Source organism: Streptacidiphilus sp. MAP12-20 (assembly GCF_041262525.1).
Taxonomy (GTDB): Bacteria; Actinomycetota; Actinomycetes; order Streptomycetales; family Streptomycetaceae; genus Streptacidiphilus.
This window is the reverse complement of record NZ_JBGCCK010000013.1, coordinates 172,725-187,299: the sequence shown is the minus strand read 5'-3', so window position 1 is coordinate 187,299 and position 14,575 is coordinate 172,725. Positions and strand designations below refer to the sequence as shown.

The following is a 14,575-nucleotide window of genomic DNA, read 5'->3' as shown; positions in this document are numbered from 1 at the left end:
GTGACAGGTGAACAACTCTCCAACGCGCTCTCCAACGCGCTGACCGACGTCCCCGGCTTCCGCGTCGGGCACGCCCAGCGGACCGGGGACGGCTGGCTAACCGGCGTCAGCGTGGTGCTGGCCCCCGAAGGCGGCGCGGTGGCGGCGGTGGACGTCCGCGGCGGTGGGCCGGGGACGCGGGAGACCGACGCACTGGACCCGCGCAACCTCGTACAGCGCGTCGACGCCGTCGTGCTGACCGGCGGTAGCGCCTTCGGCCTGGACGCGGCGGGCGGCGTCGTCGGCTGGCTGGAGGAGCAGGGCCGCGGCTTCCGGGTCGGACCGGAACCGGGGCAGGTCGTGCCGGTCGTCCCGGCCGCCGCGCTCTTCGACCTCGGCCGCGGCGGCGACTGGCGCGCCCGCCCGGACGCGGCGCTCGGCCGCGCGGCGGTGGAGGCGGTGGAGGCGGCGGCGGTGGGCGGGCCCGTCGCGCAGGGCAACGTCGGCGCGGGGACAGGGGCCGTGGCCGGCGGGCTCAAGGGCGGTATCGGGACGGCCTCGGTCAGGCTGCCCTCGGGGGTGACCATCGGCGCGCTGGTCGCGGTCAACGCGGTCGGCTCTGCGGTGGACCCGGCGACGGGCCGGCTCTACGCCGCCCGCTACGGCGAGCCGGGGGAGTTCCCCGACCTCGCCATGCCACCGCAGGGTCGGACACCGGACGCGGCCTCGCTCAACACCACGCTCGCCGTCGTCGCGACCGACGTCACGCTCACCAAGGCCCAGGCCCACAAGCTCGCCGGGACCGCCCACGACGGCCTGGCCCGCGCGCTGCGCCCGGTGCACCTGCTCTCCGACGGCGACACCGTGTTCGCCCTCGCCTCCTGCGTGCGCCCGCTCCCGGTGCCGGAGGGCGATCCGGCCTTCGCCGTCCACGTCGAAGCGGGCGCGCTCAACGAGATCTTCGCGGCCGCCGCCGACGTGGTCACCCGCGCCATCGGCCACGCGATGCTGGCGGCCGCGTCGGTGGGGGAGTTCCGCAGCTTTCGGGACATGTGTGCGAACCAGCCGAATAGCGGGTGATGGTGCGTCAAAGTCCTGCCATTACCTGCCGCAGCGCCGCACACTGGCAAGCATGCGTGTGGAGATAGCGGGGGAACCGCAACGGGCCGACCGGCCCAACGAGGATTTCGTGGCGTCCTCGGGGGACGCCTTCGTGCTGCTGGACGGCTGCAGTTCGCCGACGGCGATGGAGAACGGCTGCGAGCACGGCACGGCCTGGTTCGTCCGCCGCCTCGGTGTACACCTGCTGGCCCGGCTCACGGACCGGCCGGACCGGACGATGGCTCAGTGCCTGAGCGACGCCATCGCGGAGACGGCGTCCCTGCACGGCGCGCGCTGCGATCTCGCGCACCCCAACACCCCTGCCGCGATGGTCGTCGCGGCCCGCAGCCACGGACCCTCGCTCCAGTACCTGGTCCTCGGGGACTCGCAACTGGTGCTGGACCGTGACGGCAACTACGCCGTGATCGGTGACAACCAGCCCTTCCCCGCGGGCGACGGGCTGCGTCGGCAGGTCCACGCGTCCGCCCACGGCAGCCCCGAGCGGGCCTCCCTGCACATGCGCTACGCGCTGGCCGTGCGCGCCGCCCGGAATACCGGCCATGGGCCGTGGGTCGCGGCCGCTCTGCCCCGCGCGGCGGAGTACGCCGAAACGGGCACCGCCCCGCTCGGTGAGCTCCGCGCGTTCGCGGCGCTCACCGACGGGGCGGCACGGTTCGTCGACCGTTTCGATCTGGGTGGCTGGCCCGACGCGATGCGTCTGATGGACCAGCGCGGCCCGGCCGAGCTCGTCCGCCGGGTCCGCGAGGCCGAAGCCACCGACCCGGCGTGCGCGCGCTGGCCCCGCGGCAAGGCGCGTGACGACGCCACGGCCCTCTACGCGCGGGTGCGTTGAGCGCGGCTCAGGTCAGCGGGTGACCTCGAAGTACTGCCAGTGCAGGGCGGAGCGGCTGTTGCTCGCGTCGCCCGCGTAGACGGCCGCGACGCGGAACTTGACGTACTCGGGCAGGCGGAAGAAGTGGATGCCGAACATGCCATTCGCCTGGGTGGGCGTGGCGCCGGCCCAGATGTTGGTCCAGTGGCCGTTGTGCAGGCCCTGCCAGTAGATCTGCACCGCCTTGTTGGGCTTGCTCGGCAGCACGTAGCCCTTGAGGTCGGGGTTGTGGTACTGGTCGGTGAGGTTGCTGTGGTGGTAGAGGCGCACGCCGTTGACGGTGGCGTAGCCCCCCGCCAGCCACTCCTTCACGACGGCGGCGCTGCGCACGTGGGCGCCGGCGGCGGTGGACGCCGTGGTAGTGGCCGCCGTGGCCGGGGCCGCGCCCATCGCGAGGACGGCGGCGGCAGCGGCCAGAGCGGTGGCCGCAGTGGTACGAAGCTTCACGAAAGAAAACCCCCAGAACAAGCGTGCGTGAACACGCCGGAAATCAGCGTCGCGGGCAGGGCGCTGCAGTCGCCCAGCACAGCGCGAAAGCTGTGAATATGGTGAACGTTAGTACATAGGTATGACAGACGTGCGAGAGCCCCGTCCACCTCATTTGCCGATGCGGTCACCCGCGCCATCGGCCACGCGATGTTGGCGGCCGCGTCGGTGGGGGAGTTCCGCAGCTTTCGGGACATGTTGCGGACAAGCCGAATAGCGAGTGATGGTGCGTCAAAGTCCAACGATGGCTGGACTGTGGCGGCAACTACGCCGTGATCGGCGACAACCAGCCCGTCCCCGCGGGCGACGGGCTGCGCCGGCAGGTCCACGCGTCCGCTCACGGCAGCCCCGAGCGGGCCTCTCTGCACATGCGCTATGCGCTGGCCGTGCGCGCCGCCCGCAATACCGGCCATGGGCCGTGGGTCGCGGCGGCTCTGCCCCGCGCGGCGGAGTACGCCGAAACGGGCACCGCCCCGCTCGGTGAGCTCCGCGCGTTCGCGGCGCTCACCGACGGGGCGGCACGGTTCGTCGACCGTTTCGATCTGGGTGGCTGGCCCGACGCGATGCGTCTGATGGACCAGCGCGGCCCGGCCGAGCTCGTCCGCCGGGTCCGCGAGGCCGAAGCCACCGACCCGGCCTGCGCACGGGTGCGTTGAGCGCGGTTCAGGTCAGCTGGTGACCTTGAAGTACTGCCAGCCGGAGAAGGCGCCGGTGTTGTAGCCGTCACCGCCGTAGTTGAAGGAGAAGCGCTCCGGCAGGTAGTTCAGCCGCGAGTCGTCCGAGAACCAGACGCCGAGGGTGCTGTACTGGCTGAGCTGGAAGCCCTGGTTGCTGACCGTGTACCAGGCGCCCCGGTAGTAGACCTGCCAGGTGCTGCCGACCGACTGGCCGCCCTTGTTCGGCGCGACGAAGCCTCGGACGATCGGCTTGCCCGTCTCGTTGGCCAGGGTGTTGAAGTGGTACAGATGGTAGCCGTTGCTGACCCCGTAGTACCCGACCATCCAGCTGGCCACGCCGGCCGCGGAGTAGACCGTGCGCTTGGTCGACGCAGCGGCGTCCTTGCTGTCACCGGCGAACTTCGCGGTGAAGGTGCTGTTCCGCGTCATCTTCGCGTAGGCGGTCAGGTTGCCGTAGCGGTCGACGTTGGCCTTCTTGGCGACCCAGGCGCCGCCGCCCCAGGCGTTGACGTCGATCTCGACGGTGCGGTTGGCGGCCGTCTTGCCCAGGTGGGCGGTGAGCGTGACCCACTGGCCGTACTTGGCCCAGGTGGTGCTCGCGTTGAGCGTCAGCGAGGTCGGCTTGGCCACGGCCGGGGTGGCCGCGATCGCCGGGGCCGCGCCTACGGCGAGGACGGCGGCGGCAGCGGCCAGGGCGGTGGCCGCAGAGATACGAAGCTTCACTAAGGAAAACCCCCAGAACAAGCGTGCGTGAACACGCCAGAAATTGCGGTCGCGGGCGGGGCGTTGCAGATGCCCCGCACAGCGCGAAGGCTTTGAATGGACTGAACGTTAGTCCATACGTATGACAGACATACGCGAGCCCCGTCCACTTAATTCGTGAACGGGGCTCGCGGAGTTGGGTTATGCCGTAGTCGGGGGGATCTGTCCGAATCGTCCGGCGTTGAAATCTTCGATCGCCTGCTGCAGTTCCTGATGACTGTTCATCACGAACGGCCCGTAATGCGCGACCGGCTCACGGATCGGCAGGCCGCCCAGAATGATCACGTCGAGGTTCGGCGAACGCGACTCCTGCATCGCCGACGCCTGCAGCGCGATGCTGTCGCCGTCGCCGAAGACCGCCGCCTGGCCCATGTGGATCGGGCGGTTCTCCTCGCCGACGGTGCCTTCGCCGTTGAGCACGTAGGCCAGCGCGTTGAAGTCCGAGCGCCAGGGCAGCGTGATCCTCGCGCCGGGGCTGATCGTGGCGTGGATCAGCGTGATCGGGGTGAAGGTCGAGCCGGGTCCGTCGTGGCCGCCGAGGTCACCGGCGATCAGGCGCAGCACCGCGCCGCCGTCCGGCGTCGTCAGCAGCTTGACCTCGCCGCCGTGGATGTCCTGGTACTTCGGCTCGATCATCTTGTCCGAGGCGGGCAGATTCACCCACAGTTGGATGCCGTGGAAGAGGCCGCCGGTCACGACGAGCGACTCCGGCGGGGTCTCGATGTGCAGGATTCCGGAGCCCGCCGTCATCCACTGGGTGTCGCCGCCGGCGAGATATCCGCCGCCGCCGGTGGAGTCCTGGTGCACGAACTCGCCGTCGATCAGGTAGGTGACGGTCTCGAAGCCGCGGTGCGGGTGCCACGGCGTGCCCTTGGGCTCTCCGGCTCCGTATTCCACCTCGCCCATCTGGTCCATCATGATGAACGGGTCGAGGAACTTCGTATTGATCTTCGCGAAGGCCCGGCGGACCGGGAATCCCTCGCCCTCGAAGCCCTCAGGAGCGGTGACGACGCCCAGCACCGGGCGCGCGGTCGTCGCCGCCGGGTCGGGCGTCTCCACGCGCGGCAGAACCAACGGGTTCTCCACGGTCACAGCGGGCATGGCTGCCTCCTCGCCTCTTGCGTCTCGACACGTCCAAGGTAGTTGAACGTTGAACCTTGAAGCAAGTTGAAGCGTCAACTAATTCCCGCCCCCTGCGTGGACCCCTGCTCGCCCTCCCTATCCGTACATCCGCCGCATCGTGAAATCGACCATCTGTTCGACGGACTTCGCGTCGAAGACCATCCGGTGCTCACCCTCCATGTCCATCGCGAAGCCGTAGCCGGTGGGCAGCAGGTCGAGCACCTCCGCCCCGCTCACTGTGAAGTACTTGGAGTCCTTGCCCGCGTAGCGCCGCAGTTCCTTGAGCGAGCTGAACATCGGGATCACCGGCTGCGGGGTGTTGTGCAGGGCCAGGAAGCCGGGGCGCTCGCCGCGCGGGCAGTAGACCTTGGAGGTGATGAAGACGGACTGGAAGTCCTCGACCGTCATCGCACCCGAGGTGAAGGCCCGGATCGCGTCCGCCAGCGAGGGCGGCGTGGGTTCCGGGTAGGGCTGCTGGTAGCCCGGGTTCGGCCCCTGCTGGGGCTGTTCATAGCCGTACACGGGTCAAGGCTAGCGACAGATGTGACGCACGACAGATCCCGGAGGGGTTGATCTAAGTTACCCTTGGGTAGCATCATGGTGGCTACTTGCTGGTAGATCGCTAGATCTCGTCGATCGAGTTGAGGGTTAACGACTATGGGTCACTACAAGTCCAACCTCCGCGACCTGGAGTTCAACCTCTTCGAGGTGCTCGGCCGCGACGAGGTCTACGGCACCGGGCCGTTCGCGGACATGGACGTCGAGACGGCCAAGTCCATCCTGAGTGAGATCTCCCGCCTGGCTGAGAACGAGCTCGCGGACTCCTTCACGGACGCCGACCGCAACCCGCCGGTCTTCGACCCGGAGACCAACACCGCGCCCATACCCGCGACGTTCAAGAAGAGCTACGAGGCCTTCATGGACGCCGAGTGGTGGCGCCTCGGCATCCCGGAGGCGATCGGTGGCACGCCCACCCCGAGCTCGCTGATCTGGGCCTACGCCGAGATGGTGCTGGGCGCCAACCCGGCGATCTGGATGTACTCCTCCGGTCCGGCCTTCGCCGGTGTCGTCGAGGAGGAGGGCACCGAGGAGCAGCACAAGGTCGCCCAGCTGATGGTCGACAAGGGCTGGGGCGCCACCATGGTGCTGACCGAGCCCGACGCCGGCTCCGACGTGGGCGCCGGCCGCACCAAGGCCGTGCAGCAGGCCGACGGTTCCTGGCACATCGAGGGCGTCAAGCGCTTCATCACCTCGGGCGAGCACGACATGTCCGAGAACATCATCCACCTGGTGCTGGCCCGCCCCGAGGGCCACGGCCCCGGCACCAAGGGCCTCTCCCTCTTCATCGTGCCGAAGTACGACTTCGACTGGGAGACCGGCGAGCTGGGCGAGCGCAATGGCGCCTACGCCACCAACGTCGAGCACAAGATGGGCCTGAAGGCCTCCAACACCTGCGAGATGACCTTCGGCGCGAAGCACCCGGCCAAGGGCTGGCTGCTGGGCGAGAAGCACGACGGCATCCGCCAGATGTTCCGCATCATCGAGTTCGCCCGGATGATGGTCGGCACGAAGGCCATCGCCACCCTCTCCACCGGCTACCTGAACGCGCTGGAGTACGCCAAGGAGCGCGTGCAGGGCCCGGACCTGGCCGAGTTCCTGGACAAGTCCGCGCCGCGCGTCACCATCACGCACCACCCCGACGTGCGCCGCTCGCTGCTGACGCAGAAGGCCTACGCCGAGGGCATGCGCGCCCTGGTCCTGTACACGGCCTCCGTGCAGGACGAGATCCAGCTGGCCAAGGCCCGCGGCGAGGACGCCTCCGCGCCCGAGCGCCTGAACGACCTGCTGCTGCCGATCGTCAAGGGCTACGGCTCGGAGAAGTCGTACGAGCAGCTGGCCCAGTCCCTGCAGACCTTCGGTGGCTCCGGCTACCTGCAGGAGTACCCGATCGAGCAGTACATCCGGGACGCGAAGATCGACACTCTGTACGAGGGCACCACCGCCATCCAGGGCCAGGACTTCTTCTTCCGGAAGATCGTCAAGGACCAGGGCCAGGCGCTGACCTCCCTCTCGGAGCAGATCCTCAAGTCGATCGCCGGTGGCGTCGGCGGCGAGGAGCTGGCTGCCGAGCGCGACCTGCTGGCCGCCGCGGCCGGTGACCTGGAGGCCATCGTCGGCGCGATGCTGGCCCAGCTCGGCTCGGTCGAGCAGGACCTGCGCAACATGTACAAGGTCGGCCAGAACACCACTCGCCTGCTGCTCGCCTCCGGCGACGTCGTCATCGGCTGGCTGCTGATGCGCGCCGCGTCGGTGGCCCAGGCCAAGCTGGCGGCCGGGGCGTCCGAGAAGGACGTGCCGTTCTACCAGGGCAAGATCGCGGCGGCTCGCTTCTTCACCCGCAACGTCCTGCCGGGCGTCCACACGCAGCGTCTGATCGCCGAGGGCATCGACAACGCGATCATGGACCTCCCGGAGGAGGCGTTCTGATCGGCGCGCTGCTCCACTCGGCGAGCTGACCGAGCACCACTGAGCGGCGCTGAGCAGGACCGAGCGCGACTGAGCAGGACTGAGCACGAAGGCCCGGACCCCGGCGGGGTCCGGGCCTTCCGCGTCACCTCGTTCGCGTCGCCACGCCCGGCCCGGGCTCGGGCATATCCTCGTCCGGAGAGTCAGGCTCTCAACCGGCACCTGACACCCTCACAGTACTTCTGGAGCAGTCTTGACCCCCGCGACCGCAGCCGGCTCCTCCGCCGCCGTCCCCGCCTTCGACCGCAGCCACACCGATGACCTCATCACCTACCTGCAGTCCAGCCCCTCGCCCTTCCACGCGGTGGCGAGCGCGGCTGCACGGCTGGAGAAGGCGGGCTTCCGGCAGGTCGAGGAGACCGCCGCGTGGGAGGGCACGCCCGGCGGCCGGTACCTGATCCGCGGCGGTGCGCTGGTGGCCTGGTACGTCCCCGAGGGCGCGACGCCGGAGACCCCGTTCCGCATCGTCGGCGCCCACACGGACTCGCCCAACCTCCGGGTCAAGCCGATCCCGGACACCGGCTCGGCCGGCTGGCGCCAGGTCGCCGTCGAGATCTACGGCGGAGTGCCGCTCAACACCTGGCTCGACCGCGACCTCGGCCTCTCCGGCCGCCTCGCGCTGCGCGACGGCAGCACTGTCCTGGTCCAGCTCGACGAGCCGCTGCTGCGCGTGCCGCAGCTCGCGATCCACCTGGACCGCAGCGTCAACGACGCGCTGACCCTGGACCGGCAGCGCCACGTCACGCCGATCTGGGGCCTGGGCAAGGTCGACGAGGGCTCGCTGATCGCCTACGTCGCCGCGTCGGCCGGTCTGAAGGCCGAGGAGGTGGCGGGCTGGGACCTCATGGTCCACGACGTCCAGCCCCCCTCCTACCTCGGCCGCGACCGCGAGCTGCTGGCCGCGCCGCGCCTGGACAACCTGCTGTCCGTTCACGCCGGCACCGCCGCGCTGGCGGCGGCCGTCGCGGACGGTGGGCTGACGAGCATCCCGGTGCTGGCCGCCTTCGACCACGAGGAGAACGGCAGCGAGTCCGACACCGGCGCGCAGGGCCCGCTGCTGGGCAACGTGCTGGACCGCTCGGTCTTCGCCCGCGGCGGCACCCTCGAGGACCGCGCCCGCGCGCTGGCCGGCACCATCTGCCTCTCCTCGGACATGGGCCACGCCGTCCACCCCAACTACAGCGAGCGCCACGAGCCCGGCCACCACCCGATGCCGAACGGCGGCCCGATCCTCAAGGTCAACGTCAACAATCGCTACGCCACGAACGCGGTCGGCCGCGCGGTCTTCGCCGCAGCCTGTGAGCGGGCCGGCGTGCCGTGGCAGACCTTCGTCTCCAACAACTCCGTCCCCTGCGGCACGACCATCGGCCCGATTACGGCGGCGCGACTCGGGATCGCGACGGTGGACTGCGGCATCGCGGCGCTGTCCATGCACTCGGCGCGCGAGCTGTGCGGCGCGGACGACCCGTTCCTGCTCGCGAGCGCGCTCAAGGCGTTCCTGGAAAGCTGAGCCGGAGCCGCGGCCTACGACCTCTGGCCACTGGCCTCGCTCCGTGAGCCGCTACTGATCCATCCCCGCGAGCACCAGCGCCAGCCGTCCCGTCCCGCTCGCCGTGATCGTGACCGGCACGCCCCAGTCCTGCTGGTGCACATGGCAGGTCGGGAACTCGATCGCCGGGTCGGCGTCGCAGGAGGCGGCCATCGCGGAGACGTGCAGCACGCCCTCGGTCAACTCCGGGTTGAGCGTGAGCTCGCGGGTGAGCGCGGTGTCCGGGCCGGCGCCGGCGAGGATCAGCTCGGGCGGGGTGGAGCTGATGAGGAGTCGGGTCGCCGGGCCGTAGGTCTCGTCCAGCTTCTGCCCGGCGGGAGGGGTGAAGACGACGTCCAGCGTCAGCGCGCCGGGCGCCACCTCGGTGGCCGGCCGCTGCGTCCGGTGCGCGGCGGCCTCGACCCGCACCGCCGCCTCCGGCAGCCGCATCCGCGTCAGCCGGTGGCGGGCGGACTCGACGACGACGATGTCCTCGCCGACCACGACCGCGCCGGAGGGCTCGCGCAGATCGGTCGCGAGGGTGGTGATCTCGTCGGTGGCGGGGTCGAAGCGGCGCAGCGCGTGATTGTAGGTGTCCGCCACGGCGACGGAGCCGTCCGGCAGCACGGTCACCCCGAGCGGGTGCTGCAACAGCGCCTGCCCGGCGGCGCCGTCACGGTGACCGAAGTCGAAGAGGCCGGTGCCGACAGCGGTGCGGATCTCGTGCGTCCCGGCCTCCACCCAGCGCAGCGCGGAGGTTTCCGAGTCGGCGATCCAGAGCCTGCTTCCGTCGGCGGCCGCGGCCAGCCCCGAAGGCTGCGCGAACCACGCCTCCAGCGGCGGCCCGTCGACCAGGCCCTCGTTCGTCGTCCCTGCGGCGACCTGGACGGTCTGCGCGGCCGGGTCGTAGGTCCACAGCTGGTGCGTGCCCGCCATCGCGATCCACACCGCGCCGTCGAACCAGGCCACGTCCCAGGGCGAGGACAGGTCCACCTCACGGGCGGGCCCGCTGGTGGCGGAGTTCTGCCACCACTGCCGCCCGGTTCCGGCCAGGGTCACCACCTCGCCGGTGGCGAGCGAGACCCCGCGCAGCGCGTGGTTCACGGTATCGGCGACGATCACCGTGTCGCCGTCCTGGAGCAGCGCGAGCCCCTGCGGCTCACTGAACCGCGCCTCGTCCGCCTTCCCGTCGGCGAACCCGCGCTCCCCACTGCCGATCCTGCCCACGACGGTCTCCCCGTCGGCGGCGAGCTCGACGAGCGAGTGATGGCCGGAATCCGCGACCAGATACCCACCCCCGGGCAGCACGATCGCCTTCCCGGGAAACTTCAACGCCCCGGGCACCGCCTCCGGCGCGACATACGGCCCGTCCCCCCGCCGCAGCGTCCCCTTCGCCTCGTGCTCCGCCTCCAGCTCGGCGACGAGCGTGGCGATCGCGTGAGCGTGGCCCTCCCCGGCGTGCTGCGCGACGACGTACCCCTCGGGATCGATCACGACGAGTGTCGGCCACGCCCGCACGGCGTACTGCTTCCACGTCGCCAGCTCCGGATCGTCCAGCACGGGGTGTTCCACCTCGTACCGCGCGACGGCATCGACGACGGCCTGGTGCTCGGCCTCGTGCACGAACTTGGGGGAGTGCACCCCGATGATCACCAACGTGTCCCGATGCGCCTCCTCGAGCTCCCTGAGCTCGTCGAGGACGTGGAGACAGTTGATGCAGCAGAAGGTCCAGAAGTCGAGGACGACGATCTTTCCTCGCAGGTCCGCCAGGGCGAGGTCCTTGCCGCCGGTGTTGAGCCAGCCGCCCTTGCCGACCAGCTCGGGGGCGCGAACGCGTGCACGTGATGCCATACCTGCATCCAACCGCATCGGGCTGTGGACGCATTCCGGCGCACTACCCTGCCGTGCAGGCTCCGGCTAGGGGGAGGGACGGTCGACGGTGGACGAGAGCGCAAGGCGTGCGGCAGAGGATGGGAACGCTCCGCGGGTGTTCATGGCGCTGCCCGGGCGTACCGAGACTGGGAGGCAGTGCTTTCTGAGCGCCCTGGAGGACGTGGTTCGGACGATTGGGCTCGACGTTGCTGCTGAGGCGGAGCCTGGTGACCAACGCAGCTGGGACCATCGTGCGCGGGCGGCGCTGCGCGACGCTTGCCGTCGAGGCGTGATTCTTCCCGCCGCTTCGTTCGAGGCGCTCATGAAGGCGGCGGTCTCTGACCCGGATCCAAGTTTCAACCGACAGTTCGTCGAGCCAGCTCTGAACGCGTTCGGACGTCGGCGCGTCCGTTCGGCGCTGCTCGATTACCTCAGGGCAGGAACCGATCCGGAGCGGGCTGGAGCGGCTCGATCCTGGTACCGGTCGGCACTGCCCTTGCGCCTTCCCCAGGTGGCGGCCCAGCAGTCAGCGGACACGCGCGAGGTCGAGCCCGATGAAGCGTCCGCTGTGGTGCGCGAATGGCACGACGCGGCACTGCGTGAGTTCGTGAACAACGACCACGTAGACGTGCGTCGCTGCATCCTCCCTGGGCTACCTCTCCGGCAGACGGCGTACCCGCAGGAGTTGCACAGCCTCGTTGACGTGGCCGTGGCCATTGCCCGAGCCCACCCCGACGAGTACATCCGGCACCGCGTGGAGCATCAGGTCCGCGTGTAGGGCTTGGACTGAGGGCGATTGCGACTCGGAGCGCCTCGTTCTGGTTCACGCCAAGACTCCCATCTGTCCGCGGACCGTTGAGGCCAGGGTCGCCTGGGCTTTCGACACCTGCGGGCTCCAGCGGCTGGACCTTGATCACGCGACGGAACACAGCGACCCGCGCCTGAGTCCGACCCGTCGTCAGATCCGGGTGGGGCGCAGCGATCGCTGGCCGGTGCGGATGACAACGATTCGGTCACCCCTTGCCGCCTGTAACCACAGCAAATGGGGCGGCTGACGCCGGGCGACCCGGCGGATCGGGCTAGCGTTCCGCACACACTCAACTTCTGTGAAGTGCCTGAGTTTCCTTCTCATCCCGGGGGCCGTACAGGTGAGACTCCGCTCCACCGTCCCTGCTGTCGCAGCCGCTGCGCTGCTCTCAGCCTGCCTTGCCTTGCCGGCGGTGTCGGCCAATGCCGATGTCACGCCTGATCCGACGGCGAGTGTGACCTCGACCGGCAACCCGTCCGCGTCGAGTACTCCGTCGGACAGCTCGTCGCCGAGCGACTCGTCCTCTTCGACAGCCACGGACTCCGCCTCGCCGTCGGCGACGCCGACTCCGACCGACTCCCCCAGTCCGGCCGGCTCTGCTTCGCCGACCGACACCGGGACGCCGAGCGTCAGCGCCTCGCCCAGTGCCGGCGCCACCCAGCCGGTCGTCGACTCCGTGACCAACATGCGGACCGCGCACGGCACCGCCATCGAGGTCACCGCGCACGGCGGCTCCGGCATCGCCGATGTCGAGGTGACCTTGACGCCGCAGAGCGGCGCAACCGCGACCGTCATCAGCGGGAGCAGCTTCACCCTGGTCCAGGGGCAGCCCGACAACGGTGTGTGGGAGACGACCGGGTCTCTCGGTCTCGCGCGCACCGGTTACCGCTACGCGGCCGACGTGGTGGACGCCGCGGGCGACAAGAGCCCGTCCGTCGCGGCGTCGGACTGGCTCGACTACCAGCTCCAGCCGTCGTACCACAACCTCGCCCTGTCGCCCGACCACCTGGACGTGGCCCACACGTCGGTGACCGCGAGCGGCAAGGTCACCACCTATGACCCAGCGTCAGGCGACACCACCACGCCGTACGCCGGGCAGGGGCTCGACCTGCGGCTCAACGGGGGGCTCTACACCGCCGACACCTATCCCTCGGCGGTCGACGGCAGCTTCGCCGTCACGGTCAACGTCGACGTTACCCAGCCGAGTGTCTCGATGTGGCTGCAGGCCATGTCGGTCTCGGACAACACGGAGCTGCTGCGCAGGACGATCGACGTCTACGCCTCCGCGCCCACCCGCATCACCCTGGACCGCACCTCGGCTGCGGTCGTCGCCGGTCGGCAGATGACCGTCAGCGGCAAGATGGAGTACCAGGACGTCAACGGTGTGTGGCAGCCGCTGGGGAACTCCTCCGCGGAGCTGTACGTCGGCTCCAGCGACTACGGGTGGGCGGGCACCGACGCAAACGGCAGGTTCGCTTTCGTCCTTGCCGCACCTGCCGCGGTCACCACGCTGACGGTCAGGACTCCCGGCCTGGCACTCATCAAGCCCTCGTCGGCCACGTTCAGCATCACCTCGGTGACCCAGCAGGTCTCCCTCACCCTCTACAGTGCGAGCATCAACCAGTACTCGGAGCTCACCTTCTTCGAGAACGTGGCGAGTACCAACCACAAGATCCCGAACGGCCGTGTCTACGTCCTGGAGTCCCCGAACGGCCGCACCAGCTGGCGCAACCTCGGCTACATCCCGGTCAGCCGCGACACGTTCGGTCAGCAGATCACGGCATGGGTCGACAATCCACACGGCTTCTGGGAGCTCTACAGCCCAGCGGCCCCGGGCTACGCGGCCTCCGTCAGCAACGTCGTCCACACCTTCGCGAACAAGACGGCAATCACCGGCGGTAAGCCGAGCAGCACGACGGTGCACCGGTACAGCTCGCTGAGCTTCAGCGGTGGCCTTTACTACCAGGGTTACGGCCCGTGGGCACCGATCAAGCACACCCGCGTTTACCTGTTCTTCCGCCCCTACGGCAGCAAGACCTGGAGTGTCGTCAGCTCCACGGTCACCGACGGGTACGGTCACTACCGCCTGTCCGGCCGCGCCACTCGCGGTGGGACCTGGGAGGTGGCCTGGTTCACGCCGAACCACTGGTACATCGACGCCTTCGGACCCGGCACCTACGTGTCCGTCCGCTGACCAGCCGAACGTCCGGAAGTCCGGAAGTCCGGAAGCTCATGCTCAAGGGCCCGCTCGGGCGGCGCACAGCCGCCAGGGCGGGCCCGTCCCGTCCCATGCAGGGGCGGCTATCTTGCCCCCCAAGCCGTGACGTGGCAGCGACGGTGGGGGATCAGGCATGCCGGGTGATGCCGTTGTTCAGCGGTCCAGCACGGCGGAAGCGGCGGCACGACACGCAGGTTGAAGCAGGACAGCGCACAGCACAAGCTTCATCTGGGCACACCGCGCGCATCCAATCGCATCGGACTGTGGACTCCGAAGAAGCTGCATGTCGGAGCAGTAGTAACTCGTTGTAGGGTCCGAGTTCAGTGGCAGGACAACCAGAAGTCGAGGACGACGATCTTTCCTCGCAGGTCCGCCAGGGCGAGGTCCTTGCCGCCGGTGTTGAGCCAGCCGCCCTTGCCGACCAGCTCGGGGGCGCGAACGCGTGCACGTGATGCCATACCTGCATCCAACCGCATCGGGCTGTGGACGCATTCCGGAACGTGGTCTTGTGTCGGCCCCTGACGCTAGGGTCCGCGGTCATGAGGCCACCTGAGGAGCTCGACGCAGTCGACTGGTCCGCTTTGGAGCATGCGTACGGTCCAGC

14 protein-coding genes are annotated in these 14,575 nt (G+C 69.6%); 7 read left to right on the top strand and 7 right to left on the bottom strand.

Annotation, left to right across the window (positions count from 1 at the left end; translation table 11 throughout):
* Positions 1–1,059 carry a P1 family peptidase gene (locus ABIA32_RS19750; RefSeq protein ID WP_370096921.1) on the top strand — a complete coding sequence of 353 codons (1,059 nt, stop codon included), beginning with the start codon at positions 1–3 and terminating at the stop codon, positions 1,057–1,059.
* A 52-nt stretch (positions 1,060–1,111) separates the two neighbouring features.
* On the top strand, positions 1,112–1,933 hold the full coding sequence (locus tag ABIA32_RS19745; RefSeq protein ID WP_370096919.1) for a protein phosphatase 2C domain-containing protein: 822 nt from the start codon (positions 1,112–1,114) through the stop codon (positions 1,931–1,933).
* A gap of 12 nt (positions 1,934–1,945) precedes the next feature.
* On the opposite strand, the gene ABIA32_RS19740 is transcribed toward ABIA32_RS19745, so the two are convergent.
* Positions 1,946–2,419, bottom strand: coding sequence for a hypothetical protein (locus tag ABIA32_RS19740; protein WP_370096917.1), 474 nt, complete (start codon positions 2,417–2,419; stop codon positions 1,946–1,948).
* A 311-nt stretch (positions 2,420–2,730) separates the two neighbouring features.
* On the opposite strand from ABIA32_RS19740, the gene ABIA32_RS19735 reads away from it, so the two are divergent.
* Complete coding sequence (locus ABIA32_RS19735) at positions 2,731–3,114, top strand: hypothetical protein (RefSeq protein WP_370096915.1); 384 nt, start codon at positions 2,731–2,733, stop codon at positions 3,112–3,114.
* 12 nt (positions 3,115–3,126) lie between these two features.
* Here the strand turns inward: ABIA32_RS19735 and ABIA32_RS19730 are convergent, their stop codons facing one another.
* The 3 genes from ABIA32_RS19730 to ABIA32_RS19720 form a co-directional block, all read right to left on the bottom strand.
* Positions 3,127–3,858, bottom strand: coding sequence for a hypothetical protein (locus ABIA32_RS19730; RefSeq protein ID WP_370096913.1), 732 nt, complete (start codon positions 3,856–3,858; stop codon positions 3,127–3,129).
* 180 nt (positions 3,859–4,038) lie between these two features.
* On the bottom strand, positions 4,039–4,998 hold the full coding sequence (locus ABIA32_RS19725; protein ID WP_370096911.1) for a pirin family protein: 960 nt from the start codon (positions 4,996–4,998) through the stop codon (positions 4,039–4,041).
* A gap of 117 nt (positions 4,999–5,115) precedes the next feature.
* The gene (locus ABIA32_RS19720) at positions 5,116–5,541 is read right to left on the bottom strand and encodes an SseB family protein (protein WP_370096909.1); all 426 of its coding nucleotides are present in this window, start codon (positions 5,539–5,541) and stop codon (positions 5,116–5,118) included.
* Between the two features lie 135 nt (positions 5,542–5,676).
* Here ABIA32_RS19720 and ABIA32_RS19715 point away from each other — a divergent pair, with 135 nt between their 5' ends.
* Positions 5,677–7,506 (top strand): acyl-CoA dehydrogenase, encoded by a 1,830-nt coding sequence (locus ABIA32_RS19715; RefSeq protein WP_370096907.1) that lies wholly within the window; start codon positions 5,677–5,679, stop codon positions 7,504–7,506.
* A gap of 232 nt (positions 7,507–7,738) precedes the next feature.
* Complete coding sequence (locus ABIA32_RS19710) at positions 7,739–9,055, top strand: M18 family aminopeptidase (protein ID WP_370096905.1); 1,317 nt, start codon at positions 7,739–7,741, stop codon at positions 9,053–9,055.
* A gap of 51 nt (positions 9,056–9,106) precedes the next feature.
* On the opposite strand, the gene ABIA32_RS19705 is transcribed toward ABIA32_RS19710, so the two are convergent.
* On the bottom strand, positions 9,107–10,924 hold the full coding sequence (locus tag ABIA32_RS19705; RefSeq protein ID WP_370096903.1) for an NHL domain-containing thioredoxin family protein: 1,818 nt from the start codon (positions 10,922–10,924) through the stop codon (positions 9,107–9,109).
* A 142-nt stretch (positions 10,925–11,066) separates the two neighbouring features.
* Here ABIA32_RS19705 and ABIA32_RS19700 point away from each other — a divergent pair, with 142 nt between their 5' ends.
* A complete protein-coding gene (locus ABIA32_RS19700) occupies positions 11,067–11,723 on the top strand; it encodes a hypothetical protein (RefSeq protein ID WP_370097002.1) in 657 nt (218 codons plus the stop codon).
* A gap of 180 nt (positions 11,724–11,903) precedes the next feature.
* Here the strand turns inward: ABIA32_RS19700 and ABIA32_RS19695 are convergent, their stop codons facing one another.
* On the bottom strand, positions 11,904–12,440 hold the full coding sequence (locus ABIA32_RS19695; RefSeq protein ID WP_370096901.1) for a hypothetical protein: 537 nt from the start codon (positions 12,438–12,440) through the stop codon (positions 11,904–11,906).
* Between ABIA32_RS19695 and ABIA32_RS19690 the strand changes: the two genes are divergently transcribed.
* Positions 12,430–13,947 carry a hypothetical protein gene (locus ABIA32_RS19690; RefSeq protein ID WP_370096899.1) on the top strand — a complete coding sequence of 506 codons (1,518 nt, stop codon included), beginning with the start codon at positions 12,430–12,432 and terminating at the stop codon, positions 13,945–13,947. The genes ABIA32_RS19695 and ABIA32_RS19690 overlap by 11 nt on opposite strands.
* A gap of 344 nt (positions 13,948–14,291) precedes the next feature.
* On the opposite strand, the gene ABIA32_RS19685 is transcribed toward ABIA32_RS19690, so the two are convergent.
* Positions 14,292–14,429, bottom strand: coding sequence for a hypothetical protein (locus ABIA32_RS19685; protein WP_370097015.1), 138 nt, complete (start codon positions 14,427–14,429; stop codon positions 14,292–14,294).
* Positions 14,430–14,575 lie beyond the last annotated feature (146 nt).